11 protein-coding genes are annotated in these 16,189 nt (G+C 33.7%); 9 read left to right on the top strand and 2 right to left on the bottom strand.

What is annotated here, in order from left to right; all coding sequences use genetic code 11:
* Nucleotides 1–803: 803 nt before the first annotated feature.
* Together C8268_RS11780 and C8268_RS11775 are read right to left on the bottom strand one after the other, a co-directional pair.
* Entirely contained in the window at nt 804–2,480 is a 1,677-nt protein-coding gene (locus C8268_RS11780) for an ABC transporter ATP-binding protein (protein ID WP_106767836.1), read from the bottom strand.
* The gene (locus tag C8268_RS11775) at nt 2,473–4,188 is read right to left on the bottom strand and encodes an ABC transporter ATP-binding protein (RefSeq protein ID WP_158702728.1); all 1,716 of its coding nucleotides are present in this window, start codon (nt 4,186–4,188) and stop codon (nt 2,473–2,475) included. Before C8268_RS11775 ends, C8268_RS11780 begins: the two co-directional genes overlap by 8 nt.
* Nucleotides 4,189–4,841: 653 nt before the next feature.
* Here C8268_RS11775 and C8268_RS11770 point away from each other — a divergent pair.
* The 9 genes from C8268_RS11770 to C8268_RS11730 all read left to right on the top strand — a co-directional run bounded on the left by C8268_RS11770 (nt 4,842) and on the right by C8268_RS11730 (nt 16,179).
* Complete coding sequence (locus tag C8268_RS11770) at nt 4,842–6,197, top strand: nucleotidyltransferase family protein (protein ID WP_106767834.1); 1,356 nt, start codon at nt 4,842–4,844, stop codon at nt 6,195–6,197.
* 742 nt (nt 6,198–6,939) lie between these two features.
* Nucleotides 6,940–7,968, top strand: coding sequence for a radical SAM protein (locus C8268_RS11765; protein ID WP_106767833.1), 1,029 nt, complete (start codon nt 6,940–6,942; stop codon nt 7,966–7,968).
* Nucleotides 7,965–9,119 carry a hypothetical protein gene (locus C8268_RS11760; protein ID WP_106767832.1) on the top strand — a complete coding sequence of 385 codons (1,155 nt, stop codon included), beginning with the start codon at nt 7,965–7,967 and terminating at the stop codon, nt 9,117–9,119. The genes C8268_RS11765 and C8268_RS11760 overlap by 4 nt, the downstream gene beginning before the upstream one ends.
* Entirely contained in the window at nt 9,100–10,287 is a 1,188-nt protein-coding gene (locus tag C8268_RS11755; protein ID WP_106767831.1) for a DegT/DnrJ/EryC1/StrS family aminotransferase, read from the top strand. The genes C8268_RS11760 and C8268_RS11755 overlap by 20 nt, the downstream gene beginning before the upstream one ends.
* Nucleotides 10,288–10,310: 23 nt before the next feature.
* Nucleotides 10,311–10,793 (top strand): nucleoside 2-deoxyribosyltransferase, encoded by a 483-nt coding sequence (locus C8268_RS11750; RefSeq protein ID WP_106767830.1) that lies wholly within the window; start codon nt 10,311–10,313, stop codon nt 10,791–10,793.
* Nucleotides 10,790–13,312, top strand: a complete 2,523-nt coding sequence (locus tag C8268_RS11745; protein WP_106767829.1) for a PEP/pyruvate-binding domain-containing protein — start codon at nt 10,790–10,792, stop codon at nt 13,310–13,312. Before C8268_RS11750 ends, C8268_RS11745 begins: the two co-directional genes overlap by 4 nt.
* A 6-nt stretch (nt 13,313–13,318) precedes the next feature.
* The gene (locus C8268_RS11740; RefSeq protein WP_106767828.1) at nt 13,319–14,305 is read left to right on the top strand and encodes a hypothetical protein; all 987 of its coding nucleotides are present in this window, start codon (nt 13,319–13,321) and stop codon (nt 14,303–14,305) included.
* Nucleotides 14,283–15,242, top strand: a complete 960-nt coding sequence (locus tag C8268_RS11735; RefSeq protein WP_106767827.1) for a hypothetical protein — start codon at nt 14,283–14,285, stop codon at nt 15,240–15,242. The genes C8268_RS11740 and C8268_RS11735 overlap by 23 nt, the downstream gene beginning before the upstream one ends.
* Nucleotides 15,235–16,179 (top strand): DUF1152 domain-containing protein, encoded by a 945-nt coding sequence (locus C8268_RS11730; RefSeq protein WP_106767826.1) that lies wholly within the window; start codon nt 15,235–15,237, stop codon nt 16,177–16,179. Before C8268_RS11735 ends, C8268_RS11730 begins: the two co-directional genes overlap by 8 nt.
* Nucleotides 16,180–16,189: the final 10 nt, after the last annotated feature.

Here is a 16,189-nt window from a genome sequence, read left to right as displayed (position 1 = left end):
GTGTATTAAAGGATCCTGCTTCGTCGATAGATCTTAGATCTAATAGGGAAAAAAGAGAGAGCGTGCTTTGGATGACATGTAGTCCTTAAAGAGTAAAAATAATGAATTAATGGCTACGCTGAAAGAAAGAGAAGAATTATATAGTGTTAAGAAGAACTTAAAGAAAGTGATAAATCAATATCATCACGTTTTCAAACAGACACAGGCTGTGAAGAGAGATGTTTTATATGTACGAATGACATTAAAGGAATGGATCCAGATTATATTCCGGATCCTGCTAAAGTAGAAAAAATAAAAAATATATATGAGCAGACAGGGAAACTTATTTTTGTAGTATTGAAAATGAATGGTGGACAATCCGAAGAGGCTTCTCAATTTTGGCAGTTGCAAAGATGCTTGGTTAAGAACATATAAAAGCGACTATTCACTTAATGCAGATCCAAGGGATAGAGGGGTTTCCGAAATAGAGTCTAATTAAACGGAAGAATACATGAATTGACCACAAAATCCCATCACCCACTAAAGCTAATGGGCCACCGGATAGAACGTCGGTGGTCCATTGGGCTTTTTTTACGCCTTCAGCTTGCGATCAGGGGATCCCGATAGCGTAGGTAAGGCGTGGAAAAGGAAAAAACTGCGAGCGGTTCTCATCCATAGATTCAGCCCAATTGAGGTCGAAAGGGTGTTCTCTATTGGAAAAGTGTCAGGAAAACACGTCTATTGGCCCTCTCTAAACATTTCTGATATTAATCAACAGTCGTATTGTTATGCCTATTTTTTCTAATTACTCTTCAGTCTGCTCGTTAAGCTTCTTCGTACTCTTCATAGCCCACTCTCTCTACCATTTCACCTTGCTTGAATTCAAAGATATGATCTGCATCCTTAATGGTGGACAGTCGGTGCGTTATCATTATTGTAGTCTTCCCGACTCTAATCTGATCAAGATGGTTTAATAATCGTTTTTCTGTCTCTACATCAAGAGCAGATGTTGACTCATCTAGAATCAATAATTCAGGCTCACGTACAAGTGTACGAGCAATAGCTATCCGCTGCTTCTGGCCACCTGATAGTGTAACCCCTCGATCACCTATAACGGTGTCATATCCATTCGGTAATTGACTGATATAATCATGGATTTGTGCTACTTTACACGCCTTTATCAGCTTATCCATACTATTCTCCATGCCTAACAAGATATTAGCGCGGATTGTATCCGGGAAAAAATATGGGTTCTGCGGAACGAGACTGATTCGCTTCAACCAATCAAAACGGTTAACATCTGATAAAGCGAGTCCATTAACAACAATTCTACCTGTATTAGGCTCATAAAATCTCATTAGCAGGCTTGCAAGTGTAGACTTTCCACTTCCACTCTGTCCTATTACCGCAATCTTTTTTCCCAAGGGAATGTTTAGACTTATGTCGTTCAATATGTTTGTTTCACGTTCTGCATGACAATAAGAGACTTGCTCTAGTCTAACCTCGTATATATGATCCTCAATACGTGCTCCATCAACTTGTATTTTGTCACTTTCTAACACTTTACGAAGTCGTTCTACAGAGGCCATACGTGCAGGCAACCCCATCGATCGTACATACAGTTCATTCGTCTTATCTATTAGCTCCAATGCAAGCTGGTAGGTAACGATGAACATTCCAATTGATAATTGTTGTATGAGGACAAGATAACCACCTACGCTAAGTACGGCAAGAATAGCACACCACTTTAATAATTGATTAGAGATTATTTGTCTGTTGACCATTCTTCCTTCGTGAAGAATGGATTGGAAATACTCAGCGAATCGGTTTAAATAATCTTTTTTCTCCCACTTCTCATAATGAAATGCGGCCACTTCTCTCGTAGAGGATATCCCTTCCTCTAGATGAACAAGCATATTGGATCGAGCTTCGTTTACCCTACTAGAAGCTGACTTCAGTCGTGGACCTAATAAGTGCGCCGAGATAACATATAGCAAGCTAACAACGAAAAGCAGGCCTAACATAAGTGGGTTATTCCACAGAACGAAGATTAATGAAACAAGTAATACAATCAGCCTGCATATGCGTGGAATATCACCAGCGATCATATTGGATATACTTCCAATGTCTCCTTCGTCTGCTCCAAGTTGATATAGAAATTTCGAGGAGTGCTGATTCTCCAACTGTTTAACAGGCATAAGGTGTAGACAGCTCATAAATTTCTTTGATAGAAGGCTACGTGTACGAACAACTGTCTGATACATCATGACTGAACTAACGGTAATGAACACGCTATGGACGATGTATGCAGCTGCAATCAATATAAAGATTTTCCAGAAATAATGGAACTCCCTGCTCAGAATGACATCATCAATCAATTTCTGCTGCAAGACTACGGATACCAGATAAGATTGAGATTCGAGAACCATCAAAATAAACGTAACGATCACCCATAGCTTCAGTTGGGAGACCGTCTTCCATACAAATTGGAAATTATGCATTAGTTACATACTCCTCCCGTTTGGTCTCCCCATTGGCTAGATCGAAGAACCAACCTCTAGCATTTAACAGCTGATCATAAGTTCCCATTTCAACCACTTTCCCTTCATTCATAACGACAATCACATCGAAATGCTTGATGGTTGATAAGCGATGAGTTATGGCAATAACTGTACGTCCTTTCATTAACGTATCGAGCGAAGCTTGTATCTCTACTTCAGTAAAATGATCTACGGCAGAAGTCGCTTCATCCAATAACACGATAGAAGGATTCTTCAAGAACAGTCGCGCGAGTGCTAAACGTTGTTGTTGTCCTCCAGAAAGTTTATTTCCTCTTTCTCCAAGAACCGTGTTATATCCGGCTGGCAAGTCCATAATAAAATCATGAGCATTCGCAGCTTTCGCTGCATGAATTAATTGTTCTTCTGTTGCTTCAGGACGGGCAAAGCGAATATTATCCGCAACGGATTTGTCAAATATGAAGTTCTCCTGGAATACGTAACCTAGTGAAGATCGGAGCGACTGTAGTGATAAGTTTTGTATGGGAATATTATCGAGTAATATCATTCCTTCATCCGTATCGTAAAATCGCCCAATAAGCTTAAATAGGGTGCTCTTTCCACACCCACTTTCTCCTACAATAGCTACATGTTGACCTGGCATAATATTAAATGAGAAACGATTTAAAATATTCTTGCCATCATTGTACTTGAACGATATCTCATTGAATGTCAATTCTCCTCGAATAGGATGTTCCAGTTCAATTGGACATTCATTCTCAGTAACAACGGGTGCAGTATGTATAAAATCTCTCAATTCCTTCACTTGATACATAAGTATTTTCTGTTCTGAGATATTCGTAATTAGTCCAGTTAATTGGTAATTAACAGAAAAATAATACAACAGAAAAGCGATTAACATTCCTGATGATAACTGGTTCAGCTGAATGAGTAACACACCGATAGCAATGATGGTTAGAATTCCCAAGTAGTTAGTTAACGCTTGAATACTTGATCTAAGATATATAATAAAGTATGTTACAACGACATTGTGATTCAACTTTCCTACACTAGTAAGAAATCTCTTCAAATCCCAATCCTCTGCTGAATAAGCTCTAAGCTCCTTCGTTGATGATACACTTTCGTATGCTTTTTGATTCAACTCCACTTGCGCGTCGGCTAATATTTTACTTGATTGATCCAGTTTACGAACCACGACAGGACCACAAAAATAAAAAAGCAGAAAGAAAACTGCTGCAATTAGCGATAGCTTCCAACTCGTTATTAACATTAAGAAGATAGAAAAAAATGAAAATGCCCCTTTTTGAATCATTCCTGGTAAAAGGACTTTGTAAAGTCTCTGTATTGCTACAGGCTTACCATGTAACAAAGCTAGCGTATGACCTACTGTTTTCTGCTCGTAATAGGCATACCCTAGTGTTCGTATATGTTGGAATATCTCCATTTGTAAATCTCGGAAAGCCTTTTCCTGTATATGCCTTCTTAACATGTTTTCTCCTACACTTAATCCAAGGTATACGGCAATAAACAGTACTAATAATCCAATCATATTCGAAAATAAATTGTAGTCTTGTGTCGGCAAGATCTTATCAATAAAAGTCTGTATAAACTTAGGTACCATCAATTCTATTATAGCCATACCTATGATTGATATTGTTAAAGAAACAACTAACAACCAATACCTTTTCAAATAGGATAAGATCCAAAGGTAATTTAAGAACAAAGTGCCACCCCAATTTCATTCGATATTATTCAATAAATAAGTTGGTCGTTATTGCCCGAGCTTCATTTTTCCTGATCACGTTATGGTTCAATATTCCAACGAAAGGTCATTTCTGTCAATTGCATTTTTTTTCTAATATCTCATAATCACTGATCATCTCTCATCTGGAGAGTTGAAAGTTCTCGTTAAGATAATGAAATATAAATGCGACTGGTACAATTGATCGAGCTTGTGAACTGTATTAGTTTTCATCCTGGAAAAATAGTCTTATAGACGGAAATCTTGAATTATTGCAATATTGTGATTGTCCACATTCTACACAACTAGAATGATGAACTGAAATATTCCTGTACATGCAAAAATCACTTTCATAATTTGTAGATTTCAAAATGCTGCTGACAGTAGCCCTGTGCAAATCTACATTTTGATTTGTGATAGGATTGCACCGGAGTGGGTCGTGAAACTGCTGCCCTCAGAACGATGAACTCGATCATTTTTTGTTCAGATGGTCACGACACCCGTTATTAGACTTTGTTATGGTATGTGAATAACTTATTGCAGGGATTATTTTACAAGTACAGTTACTATATTGAATATAAAATAGAGAGGATTGGTGTTAGATGTCATCAATAGCGGCGTTAAAAGTGATGGAATTGAACTCAGATCTATTTAACTATTTGAATAAACATTCTGTTGATTCAAATGATCTATTAAATAATATAAAAAGATTTGGAGTTGAAAGAATATTAAAAGATTACATAAAAAAAATTGATCCAGAAGAATATAAACAAATTTTAAAAGATATGAAACAAAAACGAAAAATAAACAAACATTTTATTGATGAACTGAATCAATTGACCAATATTTGTGAAAAAAGAGGTCAAAAATTAATTCATTTTAAAGGGATTACTTTAGCTGCTGATCTCTATCACCCAATCGAAACAAGGCGATTTGGAGATATGGATGTTTTAGTCGATAGTGATAAATTAGAGGAAGTATTAGAAATTTTTAATGAACTAGGATATAAATATGCAGAAACTCAACAATCAGTTAGTTTAAACGGATATTATATTCCTGTTTTAGAAATGCTAACAAGTGTTTGTCATATACCAGAAGTATATAGAACTCGTCAATGGAATCAGCAATCATACAACATTCATTGCGATATTCATGTGAGGATATTCAATGATAGTGTTAGCGAATGGGAATATATCAAAGAAGTAATAGATAGGGCAGAAAAAACAGAAGTACTTGGGAACTATCACTGGTTGTTAGAGAAACATGATAGATTGATACAATTATTATGTCACTTTACTAAAGAGCATGTTGATACAACTTTAAAACAGCTTTTTGAGGGAAGGGCAATAAGAGATATAAGACTTTCATGGCTTCATGAGACCGCTTTATTTATAAATAAGTACTCTGAAGAATTGGATTGGGATGTAATAATAGATAGATGTTTAAAGTGGAACAAAATATGGGAATTATTATTTGGAGTACTATTTCTTAATAGAATTTACTCTGATGTTATTAACGATTCTTTAATAGGCAAAATAAAATCTCATTGCGCTAAAACTACTCTAGATGATTCAAAAGGATTAAAGCATAGAGCTCTTAAGTCAATCACTGATATTGATGTTAATAATATTCTCTTTGGTGATATTCATAATTTTTATAAAAATACAATTGAAAGCGTCCATTGGAAAGGCCCAATAATAAACTGTCCTAGATATACAGGTGCTACATCGCCATACAACTTCATAATTGAAGAAATTAGATCTGATACTAAGACTCATATCAGAAGAGGATCTATTATATATGGTGATCCGGTTTTTAAGACCGCCGGACATATTAGCTGGGATATGAATAATATATATATCACTGCTCGTGTTCATGATGAGTTATTCAGCAGAAATAAAATTGAGAACCAAAGTAAAGACTACTTCTCTGTGACATTCGGGAACGAAGGGGGTTGATAGTGAAAATAACCATATACCATATATTCACATATATAATTTCTATCCATTAAAGAATGGTAGGTTATTAGTTTGGGATTCTTTTAATAAACTGGACTTTACTCATTCTTATGAAGGTACAAAGGAAACAAGTATATACAAACATTCATACAACATTGATTTTTTCGATGATGGGTATAGTCTTCAAATTACGCTACCCTGTCATGAAATTGGTCTCGATATTGCTGAAGGTTCTGAAATTTGGTTTGACATTGAGATCAGCTGCAGTGATAAGGATCAAAATCAACAAAGATTAGCATTATGTTTAGCAAATACAGAGTTTGCAGGATATGTTGATCCTACTCGCTATGCGAAATTAATATTTGCATAATAACATATCTCCTTACATGCCTATAGATTAACCGATAACGGAAAACAAAACTACTCAAAAAGATTAGACTTCTCCATAAATAGTGAAAGCTTTACAAGCCAATTTTTAGGAAGATGGTCGTGTAGTAGAAGTTGCTATAACTTCACAAAAATAATGATGGCAAGATGCGGCATCATCAAACTACCTGTATCATAGAAAATTTCAATAACACTTAGACCATCAAGAATGAATAAAGCTGCCTTTACTTTGCATTTTCCGTCGAAATAAATGAAGTCGTCGATACGTTCAGATGTTGCTTTATCCAATGAAAGAAAGCTATGGATCTGGACAGAAATACCTACTCGGATAATTAAAATTCTATGAGGTGAATTTATGTATTTAAAATTGATTAAAGAAAATATTGAAGAGATATCATTGAATCGAGATAAACCATTTTATGTATACATTTCATTAAGTAATATTTGTAATGCAAAATGTGTTTTTTGTAATGTACATGATAAACCTAATAAAATTAGCCAAGTTGATGTTCCTAAGTTGTTAGGTGATCTACATTCGCTTGGTACAAGATATGTCCATTTTTTAGGAGGGGGAGAGCCATTAGTAAGAAAAGAGATATGGGATCATTTCGAATCTATAACTAAAATGGGAATGAAATTCGCAATAACAACGAATGGTTTTTTTCTGAATGAAGAAAAAATAATCCGTTTGTCAAAGTTGAATTTAAATCATATCCTATTTTCAATTGATGGACATACTTCAGAGATACACGATAATATTAGACAAGTTCCTGGTCTATGGAAGGTGACTACTCGAAATATACAGCTATTAAAACAATATATGCCACATGTGAAAGTGGTCATTAACCATGTGGTTAACAAATTGAATATTGATCATTTTAGCGAAATGATCAACTTAAAAAAATCAATCCCATATGATTTTTTGAATCCTATTTTAATTAAAGACTGTCCAGAATTAGAAATGACAGAAAAACAAATAACGAATTTTAACGAACAGTATGAAGAGTATATTTCTCTGGCAAGAGAACTAAATGTTCGATTTTTATACGACAATATTAATTTTTTTAGTAACTTTAAAGAAAACACTCCACAGAAAAAAAAACAATGGGAAAACAATAATTTTAAATGTTACTATCCACAATTTGCAAGTCATGTAGATTGTCCTACCGCTTCTGTTTATCCATGCGATTGTACTATTCATAGAGATCCGAAGTTTTTTAAAGTAGGATCTTTGTCTGAGAAAAGCTTTAAGGAAATTTGGAATGATTCACCGATGGCAAACTTACGCAAAAGCTTAGAAAATAAATATGTTTTTTGTAAAAAGAATTGTGATAGAGCCAATGTTTTGTTTAACAACGAAATTGAAGGAGTTTTAACCCAATGAAAAAGATTTTAGTAACGGCAGAAACATTTGGCTATGGACCAGTTATTACCTGTTTGAAAATAATTGAAGAATTAAAAAAGTATGTTACAGCACATTTTGTTTTTTTAGGTTCAGGAATTTCACTCGAACAAGCTAAATTCTCAGGAATTTTCGATGAGGTTGTTGAGTGCGACACATTCTCTGGTGAGAGTTTGAGAAAAATGGAAAACTATTTCATTGAAGCAAATTTTCTTATTTCATCAGAGAATATAGAAGGTGCCATATATGGTGTGGAATTAGGTAAGCGAGTATTTTATATTGATAATTTATTTTGGATGTGGGATGAAATACCTCTGAAATTGTGGGAAGTCGATACCTATTTTATTGTTGAGTCGTTAGATTTTTCTGAGAATATTAACAAGTACAGTTCGAAAATTAATAACCCAATGGTAGTCGGACCAATCAGAGATATGAAACCATACGAAGAAAGATTTACTCCAACAAATCAGCTTCTTTTGAACTTTGGAGGGGCGGAGTCCTTTATGATTGATCAGAACAAAATCAATAATTACTATCTTTGTATACTTGAAATAATAGATAAAGCCTTAGATCTTGATGCATATAGTGCTATAAAAGTTTGTGGTGGAAAATGCTTAATAGATCATCTTAAACAACAATTTAGAGGTCATTTACGAGTATCTTTCCATACTTTCACACATACAGAGTATTTAAAAGAATTATATACGTCGAAATCTTCGATGCTTTCTCCTGGTTTAGGAAATTATTTAGAATCATTAAAATTTAATGGAAATGTATTTTTCATTCCTCCTATTAATTATAGTCAATTTAGGCAGTTAGAAGAGTATAAACAGATGGATATTGGATATTATTTTGCAAATTGGACTGACTTATATCCTGGCTTAGAAGTTATAAAAAATGTAAGTGAAGAAGAAGGTATCGCATATGTATTAAACCACGTTGAATGCTTTATTAATGATTCAGATGTTCAAGCCAATCTAGGTAATAAAATGAGGGAGTTTTTTGCTTTGGAGAAAGCGGACATTAAAGAAGAACGATTAAAGAAGTTATCAACATATCAAAGTAATGGAGTATGGAGTGTAGTCAAAAATATTATAAAACGAGGTGTAGAAAGTGGAGATCATCCCTGCTGACGCATTTATTGGCACACATTATATTGGAGAAGAAGAGGAGAGGGCAGTAATTGAGGTAATGAAGGCAAAATCATTATTTCGATATGACGGACCAAAATTTTTGAGAAAAACTAAAGAATTTGAAAAAGCAATGTGTGATTATTTGGATGTGACTAATGTTTTAGCTTGTTCCTCAGGTGCAGCAGCATTAAAACTATGCTGTATTGCGCTTGGGATTGGACCAGGAGATGAAGTTTTAGTACCGGCCTTCACCTTTATGGCATCTGCTGGGGCGGTGCTCAATTGTGGCGCATTACCTAATTTTATTGAGATCGATGAATCGATGAATATTGATCCTAGCAAAATTGAAGCACACATTACTTCAAAAACAAAAGCTATTATGTTGGTTCATATACAAGGTGTACCATGCAATATTGACCCTATCGTTGAAATCGCTAACAAACATAAACTTTTTATTATTGAAGATGTAGCACAAGCATTTGGTGCTCAATACAACAGGAAATATGTGGGAACTATAGGAGATGCTGCAGCATTCAGCCTCCAAGCAAATAAAGTAATAACTTCTGGTGAGGGAGGAATATTTACATGTAAATCAAGCAAAAGATTTAACTTAGCTAAACAATATCATGATAATGGAGGCATTAGAATTAATGACGGTTATCCAACATGGGAAGATCCAGAAAGTTTTTTTGGGGAAAACTATAAAATAACTGAAATCCAAAGTGCTATTGCCAATGAACAATTAAACAAAGCAAATACGATCATAGAAAATCAAAGAAGCTTATATCAAGATTTAATTTCAGGAATCGACACAAATGTATATAAATTAAGATCAATACCCTTAAAGTCAAATCCTGTTCCAGTCAGTTTATGTTTTGTGTTCGATACTGAGGACAAATGCAAATATTTTATTCACCTGTGTAAAAGTAATAACGTTCCTATTGAAAAGCATTGGGACCATGTGCTGACCACTTATAACACTTTCAGATATAAAAAGTCATGGCATAAGAGCGCATTTCCTTACACAGAAGATTATAAGATGAATGAATGTCCATTTACAGAGGAAATGATCAAGCGAACAGCGTGGTTTCGTATTTCCCCCTTGTTAACAGATGGGCATATAAAGCGGATACATAGTGTTTTAGAAGATATAAAAACAATAATATGAACATCAAATCGGAGGTTATTAATATGAGAGTCTTTCTTGCATTTCCTTTTACAAAATTATTAAGCGCAAATAATGTTTTTGATGAATTTATGAAGAATTCGTTATTGCGCATCATACATGCACTTGAAAAAGAAGGTCACAGTGTGTTTTCCGCGCAGTTTCGTGAAGAGTTTGGAGAGAAGCTTATGACCCCCGAAGTAGCAACATATCTAGATTACAACGAAATGCTTAATACGGATCTCGTGGTAGCTTTCCCTGGATGGAAGCCTATTTCAGGAGGGGTTCATGTAGAACTAGGATGGGCCTCGTCTATGAAAAAGCCAATTATACTCTTTTTACATGAGGAAGAGGATTACACACCAATGGTCACAGGACTTTATAAAGTAACAGATGTTCATTATATAAAATTCAATGATGATCAAATCGGTGATCTTTCTACTATGGTTATAGAGAACGTGAATAAATGGGGTAGCATAATGAACTACAGTGGATCGAGAAAGGAATGAAGAATAGAAAAATGACGACTAAAAATATCCAATACTACAGAGCATTTCGATGTAAGTCTAAACTATTATCCATAGAAGCAGAATTTACTGGAATTGTTAATCATAGAGGTCATATAGTTGGATGCGAAAACACCAATGCATTGGCAAAATCTATTGAAGATACTTGGGATGTCTTTTATGACATTCACGAGACTGAAAACGCGGGAGTCATTGGATATAATTTTGTAAAACAAAAAGGATTTTTAAATGATTATATTCAGAAAAGCTATAATAGCGGAATGGAATATAGGAAATTTGGAGAATCACTAGACTTACAAAGTTTTGAGCAACTAAGTAATTCAGAATTATACAATCTATTTAATGAATATTTCAATTTATATTCGAAATGCTTAGCATATTATCGATTTACAAACGAAGAATTCACCAATAAAATACAATCAAGAATTAAAATGGAATTTAATGATAATAATTACAATCAAGAACTTCAACAACAAATACTCACTCATGATCTTAAAGGTACAATGATTAATCAACAAGAAGAAGATTGGAATAAGTTAATTCATATAAGCTCGAATGAAGGTCTAGAAGAATTAATCACTGAACATTCTAGGAAATATGCTTTTCTTTTCGGGGACAATGGAAATAATCTTAATCAAGTGATCGACATTTTTAAATCTAGATTTAATAGAGATCAAGGACAAAAGATTGAAAGAAATAAAACTACAAATGAAGAAAAAATCGATATTTCATCTTCCTTTTCAGGTGAATTCATAGATTTAATTCAGGCTACTAAAAGGCTTTCAAAACATAGGTTGCAATTAAGAGAAATGTTTATGTTAGGAAATTTTTTTGTTACAAGTCTCCTCAGCGGAATTTATATCCGAATGTTTAAGAAGCGTATAGTAGATAAATCTTTATTAAGACTCGTTTCAAGTCAAGATATTATGAATTATTTCGAGCATAACAGAGAGATAGATATAAACGTGATGTATAATCGCAAATTAGGATTGAATTGCTTTCTAACGAACGATTATATCTATATATGGGATAATATACTTAAGCGAAATACAGATAGTAATGATGTTAGTCGAAAAAGTGAAAATACTATAATTGGTGAAGTTGCTTGTTCCAAGGGATTAGTAGAAGGAATTGCTGTTTGCTTGACAAGCGATATTATTCAAAACTTACGGGAGTTGCCTCAAGTAATTGAAAATAAAATTATAGTATCATCTTCAATTCATCCTAATATTATTACTTCGGGAGCACATATTAAAGGAATAATAACCAATGAAGGGGGCATTCTTTCACATGCTAGTATTATTGCGCGTGAATTAGGGGTCCCATGTATTATCGGAACAAGAAATGCAACAGAACGGATCACTGATGGCGATTGGATTAAAATGGATAGCGATATTGGGATGATTGAAATTTTAACGGATAAAAAGTTAGGGAGAAAGAATGTTATAAACTACTATTTAAGTAATCTAGTGATCCCTCTTGACAAAGCTAAAATGGAAATTCCTCTAGCTGTCGGGAACAAAGCTCATAACCTCTCTAAGTATTTCGCTGAATTTAGTGTGCCAGATGGAATATGTTTAACCCAACAATTTTGTAAAGACATTTCCAAGTGGGATGACATGGTGGGAAAATTCAACGAGTCGCTTATAAAAGAGTGGTGCAATAATGGTGATACCTCTAATCTGTTAAAACAAATCGGAGAGTGGTTTGAGGATCAAAAGAAAAAAAACATACTTGCGACTGAATTATTACAAGAATTAAATGGTTTGTATCCACTGATAGTGCGAAGCTCTAGTGTTGACGAAGATACATTGTCATTTTCCAATGCTGGAATGCTAGAAAGTATTAAGAATATATATGATTCGAACCGGCTGCTTGATGCGATCTATGAGGTTATAACCTCAGCATTCACTTTATCTCATTTAAATTACAGACAATTGAAAGGGTTATCAATAATGCCAGAATGTCCTTCTGTGTTAATTCAAAAACAAGTTAATACTCAAATAACAGGTGTTACATTCTCTGTAAATCCTAAATCACAATCTTCAGATGTAGTGGTTATTAATTATGGGTGTGGAGAATTAGGCACAGAAGAAAAAAGCAGGACTCTTTATGTAATGAAAGAAAGTATGCAACTTATTTCCGAAGAAGGAGCCGCCTCTACTAGAGAGATAGAACTAAGCAGAAACCAAATGAAAGAACTAGTTCAAATGGCAATCATGATTGAGAAAAATGAAGGTAATCCTGTTGATATTGAATGGTGTTATGATTTGAAAGGGAATTTGCATTTACTACAAGTACGACCTATCTCTTTACCAAATAATAAGACATTGATAGGAGTAAACGATGTAACCATTGAGAGCGAGAAAAAGATCTTATGTATAGGTCCGGATGATTGGGTAATTATTTCAAAAGAAACGGGTTTTGAAACGAAGTTCAATCCTCAAGAAATAACCGAAAATCTGATTAATAGAGATCTACGAAAGATGAAAGGAAGTTGATGAATATTGGAAAGTTTTGATGTTCGGTTCAATCAATTGACGGTTAGGATTTATTCAGATAATAATTTAGCGAACGAATTATTAAGAAATATTTTGAAACAGTATGTTACATATTCGCTTGGAGCAACTCCTAATACAGAGGTGTATTTCCTTCAGGAGAATAATCGGATTAGTCAGGAATTAACAAAGTTTTATAAGCTTAATGAAAAAGCTCATGTGAAGCAATATGGAGAAACAGCCGTAAGTCAAGATTCGAAAAAAACTTTAATATTTCAAAAAGATAAAACCTATTGTGTTATAAAATCACAAATAAAAAGTGAAAACTCCTTTTATTATAGTTTTTTACTCCCGACTTTTCATGAAGTATGGCATATGCACTCATTTTTTTATTTACATGCAGCAGCTGTAGAACATCCAGATTTAGGGACATTGATCTTTATTGCACCGAGAGGCCATGGGAAAAGCACGATATCATTAACTTTTTTACTGAATGGTTTTGAAGTACTAAGTGATGATACACTTTTGTTTGATATGAATGATAGAAACATAACCACATTGTTAAGACCAATGCATGTTGACCCTGAGCTAAGACAATACTTTAATATGGATCGAATATTTTTAGAAAAAGAAGAATATTTGCCTGGATCGAAAAGAATCGAAATTAGAACATCAGAACTAACAAACAAAATAAGAAATAATTTTAATTTTCCTAAAGCTATTTTCTTCCCTGAAATATCAAACATCAAAAACAATGAATTGGAAAAAGAGGAAAAAATTAATGGGTTACAAAAAATTATGTTGCAAACCTACCCAGGTATTAATAGAGGGAATATCGATATATATAGGGAATTTCTTAAGGCTTTGTCAGTTGTTCCAATGTATAACCTGAGATTGGGTTTGGAATCATTACAAGAAAGCAAATCCTTGATTAAATGCATAGAAAAATTCCCTCAGATTGGTGAGAATGAATATGAATTTAATAAATCTTATTAAGAATCAATATAAGCTTAATGAATACTCTTTACTAATGATAGAAATGATTAAGAGATGGTTAACTCTATATCTTGATATTAAGAACTGCAAGTCAGTTTATTTAATTGGTAGTTTACCAGCAGGATGTTTCGTACCTGGACGTAGTGACTGTGATTTATTAATTATTATTAATGATGATATTGAGACATCTGTATCCGAATATAAGTTACCTAGAGAGTTATTAATGACATGGACGAATGATATAAATTTTATAGAATTATTCAGAGGAAATGATATTAAAATTTCCTGTTGCTTACGTTCTGACATTCGTATTAAATCACCATTCTTACTTTTTAAAAATGCAAATGATGAAATTCATAATTGGAAGGACATATCAGCTGTTGAGGATTTAATTATGTTAAAAGATCATGGTGTACACCTTTATGGAGAGAAGATTAGGAATGATATATCCATCCCTACTATAAATGAGATGCGCAAGTACTTTCGTTTGAGGGATTATTTGTTAACTCCCGAACAAATAGATGATAAAACTAAAAATCATGCATTAAAGATAGCAAAAAGTATCATCATTCATGCGAGGGAATGCTTGCTGTTATGGACAGGAGAATACGTATATAATCACGCTCTAATACTTGATCTTTTTTGCAAAAAATCCCCACAATTTTATAATATTGATGTTCTTAATGAGGCATTAGACATATGCAGTAAGTCCAAACAAGAAATAAAGCAGCTTAATACAAATCACGAATTCATATTGGATTTTAAGGATAAACAAACAATGTTCTTTCATGAAGCTAGAGAACGTGATGTTTCGTATATTAAAAATAATGAATTGAATGTGCAACCAATCTCACTAAAGACTTATAAAGATCCAATCGAAGTTACCATATCAAATATTATGATTCCTTCTGACGTGAAGGAAATGTTCAATGAATAATATGCAAAAAAAGATATTATTATTGGCTGCTGGTGGTGGATTTGACATAGTAACTGTTCAAATGTTAAGGGAATATATGTTGACCGATAGCAATTCTCTGACGATTGAAACAGCGGGCTGGTTAAATCCCAAGTTCGATCATTATTACATTAAGGACGGTTACGTTGAGTTTGAGAAGCCCGTAAATATATTGGATAAAAATAATCAAGTAATTCGTTTCAGGAGATCTGAAGTGAAATATGATTCAACAGACCACCCTGGATATAGATGGTATGAAAGACAGGGGGAAACAAAAGAATTAGTTGATGATGAACTCTCAAATATGATGCAGAGTCATCTAATAAATCTATCCACTAGATATGGAATCAATCCACTGATCAGTTTTTTTAAGCAATATGACGAAGTGATCATATGTGACGTAGGTGGAGATATTTTATACTCAGGACCAAAAGATAATGAAGTGAAGACTCCATTAATTGACGCATTCTCGTTAGCAGCTCTCAGACATAATTCCTTATCAAACGAATTAAATGTTAGAGTTATGGTTTTTGGTTTGGGAACTGATGGAGAAATTAATGCAGAGCATTTAGAAGAGAATATAAACCACTTGATACAAATGGGGGGGCTTATCTCAAAAAATAAACTAACCCATAAACATATTGAATTGTTATCGAAATATTTTATACCTATACGAAAAAAATATGGTGGTAATACAATCCGTTGTTTACTTGAGATATGGAATTATTCTAACAATAAACATGAATTCCATTCATCAGAAAATGCTCGAAAAAGAAATTTAGTCTCCTACTACAAATGGTTCAATTATTATTTTGTTTTTAATTATGAAACTATACTTCAACTTAATCCATTATCAAGGGCTAGTTCGATGAAAGAAATTTACAAAGAAGCAATTGGTATAGGTTGGATACAAAAGTAATGAGGTGGTA

Origin of the sequence: Paenibacillus faecalis (assembly GCF_900289175.1) — a bacterium.
GTDB classification, from domain to species: Bacteria; Bacillota; Bacilli; order Paenibacillales; family Paenibacillaceae; genus Paenibacillus_AQ; species Paenibacillus_AQ faecalis.
The sequence above is the reverse complement of the archived record's forward strand: the minus strand, read 5'-3'. Positions and strand labels throughout refer to the sequence as shown.

Coding starts and splice junctions, on each gene's coding strand:
- C8268_RS11780 (WP_106767836.1), bottom strand. CDS start 2,480: ATGCATAATTTCCAATTTGTATGGAAGACGGTCTCCCAACTGAAGCTA.
- C8268_RS11770 (WP_106767834.1), top strand. CDS start 4,842: ATGTCATCAATAGCGGCGTTAAAAGTGATGGAATTGAACTCAGATCTA.
- C8268_RS11765 (WP_106767833.1), top strand. CDS start 6,940: ATGTATTTAAAATTGATTAAAGAAAATATTGAAGAGATATCATTGAAT.
- C8268_RS11760 (WP_106767832.1), top strand. CDS start 7,965: ATGAAAAAGATTTTAGTAACGGCAGAAACATTTGGCTATGGACCAGTT.
- C8268_RS11750 (WP_106767830.1), top strand. CDS start 10,311: ATGAGAGTCTTTCTTGCATTTCCTTTTACAAAATTATTAAGCGCAAAT.
- C8268_RS11745 (WP_106767829.1), top strand. CDS start 10,790: ATGAAGAATAGAAAAATGACGACTAAAAATATCCAATACTACAGAGCA.
- C8268_RS11735 (WP_106767827.1), top strand. CDS start 14,283: ATGAATTTAATAAATCTTATTAAGAATCAATATAAGCTTAATGAATAC.
- C8268_RS11730 (WP_106767826.1), top strand. CDS start 15,235: ATGAATAATATGCAAAAAAAGATATTATTATTGGCTGCTGGTGGTGGA.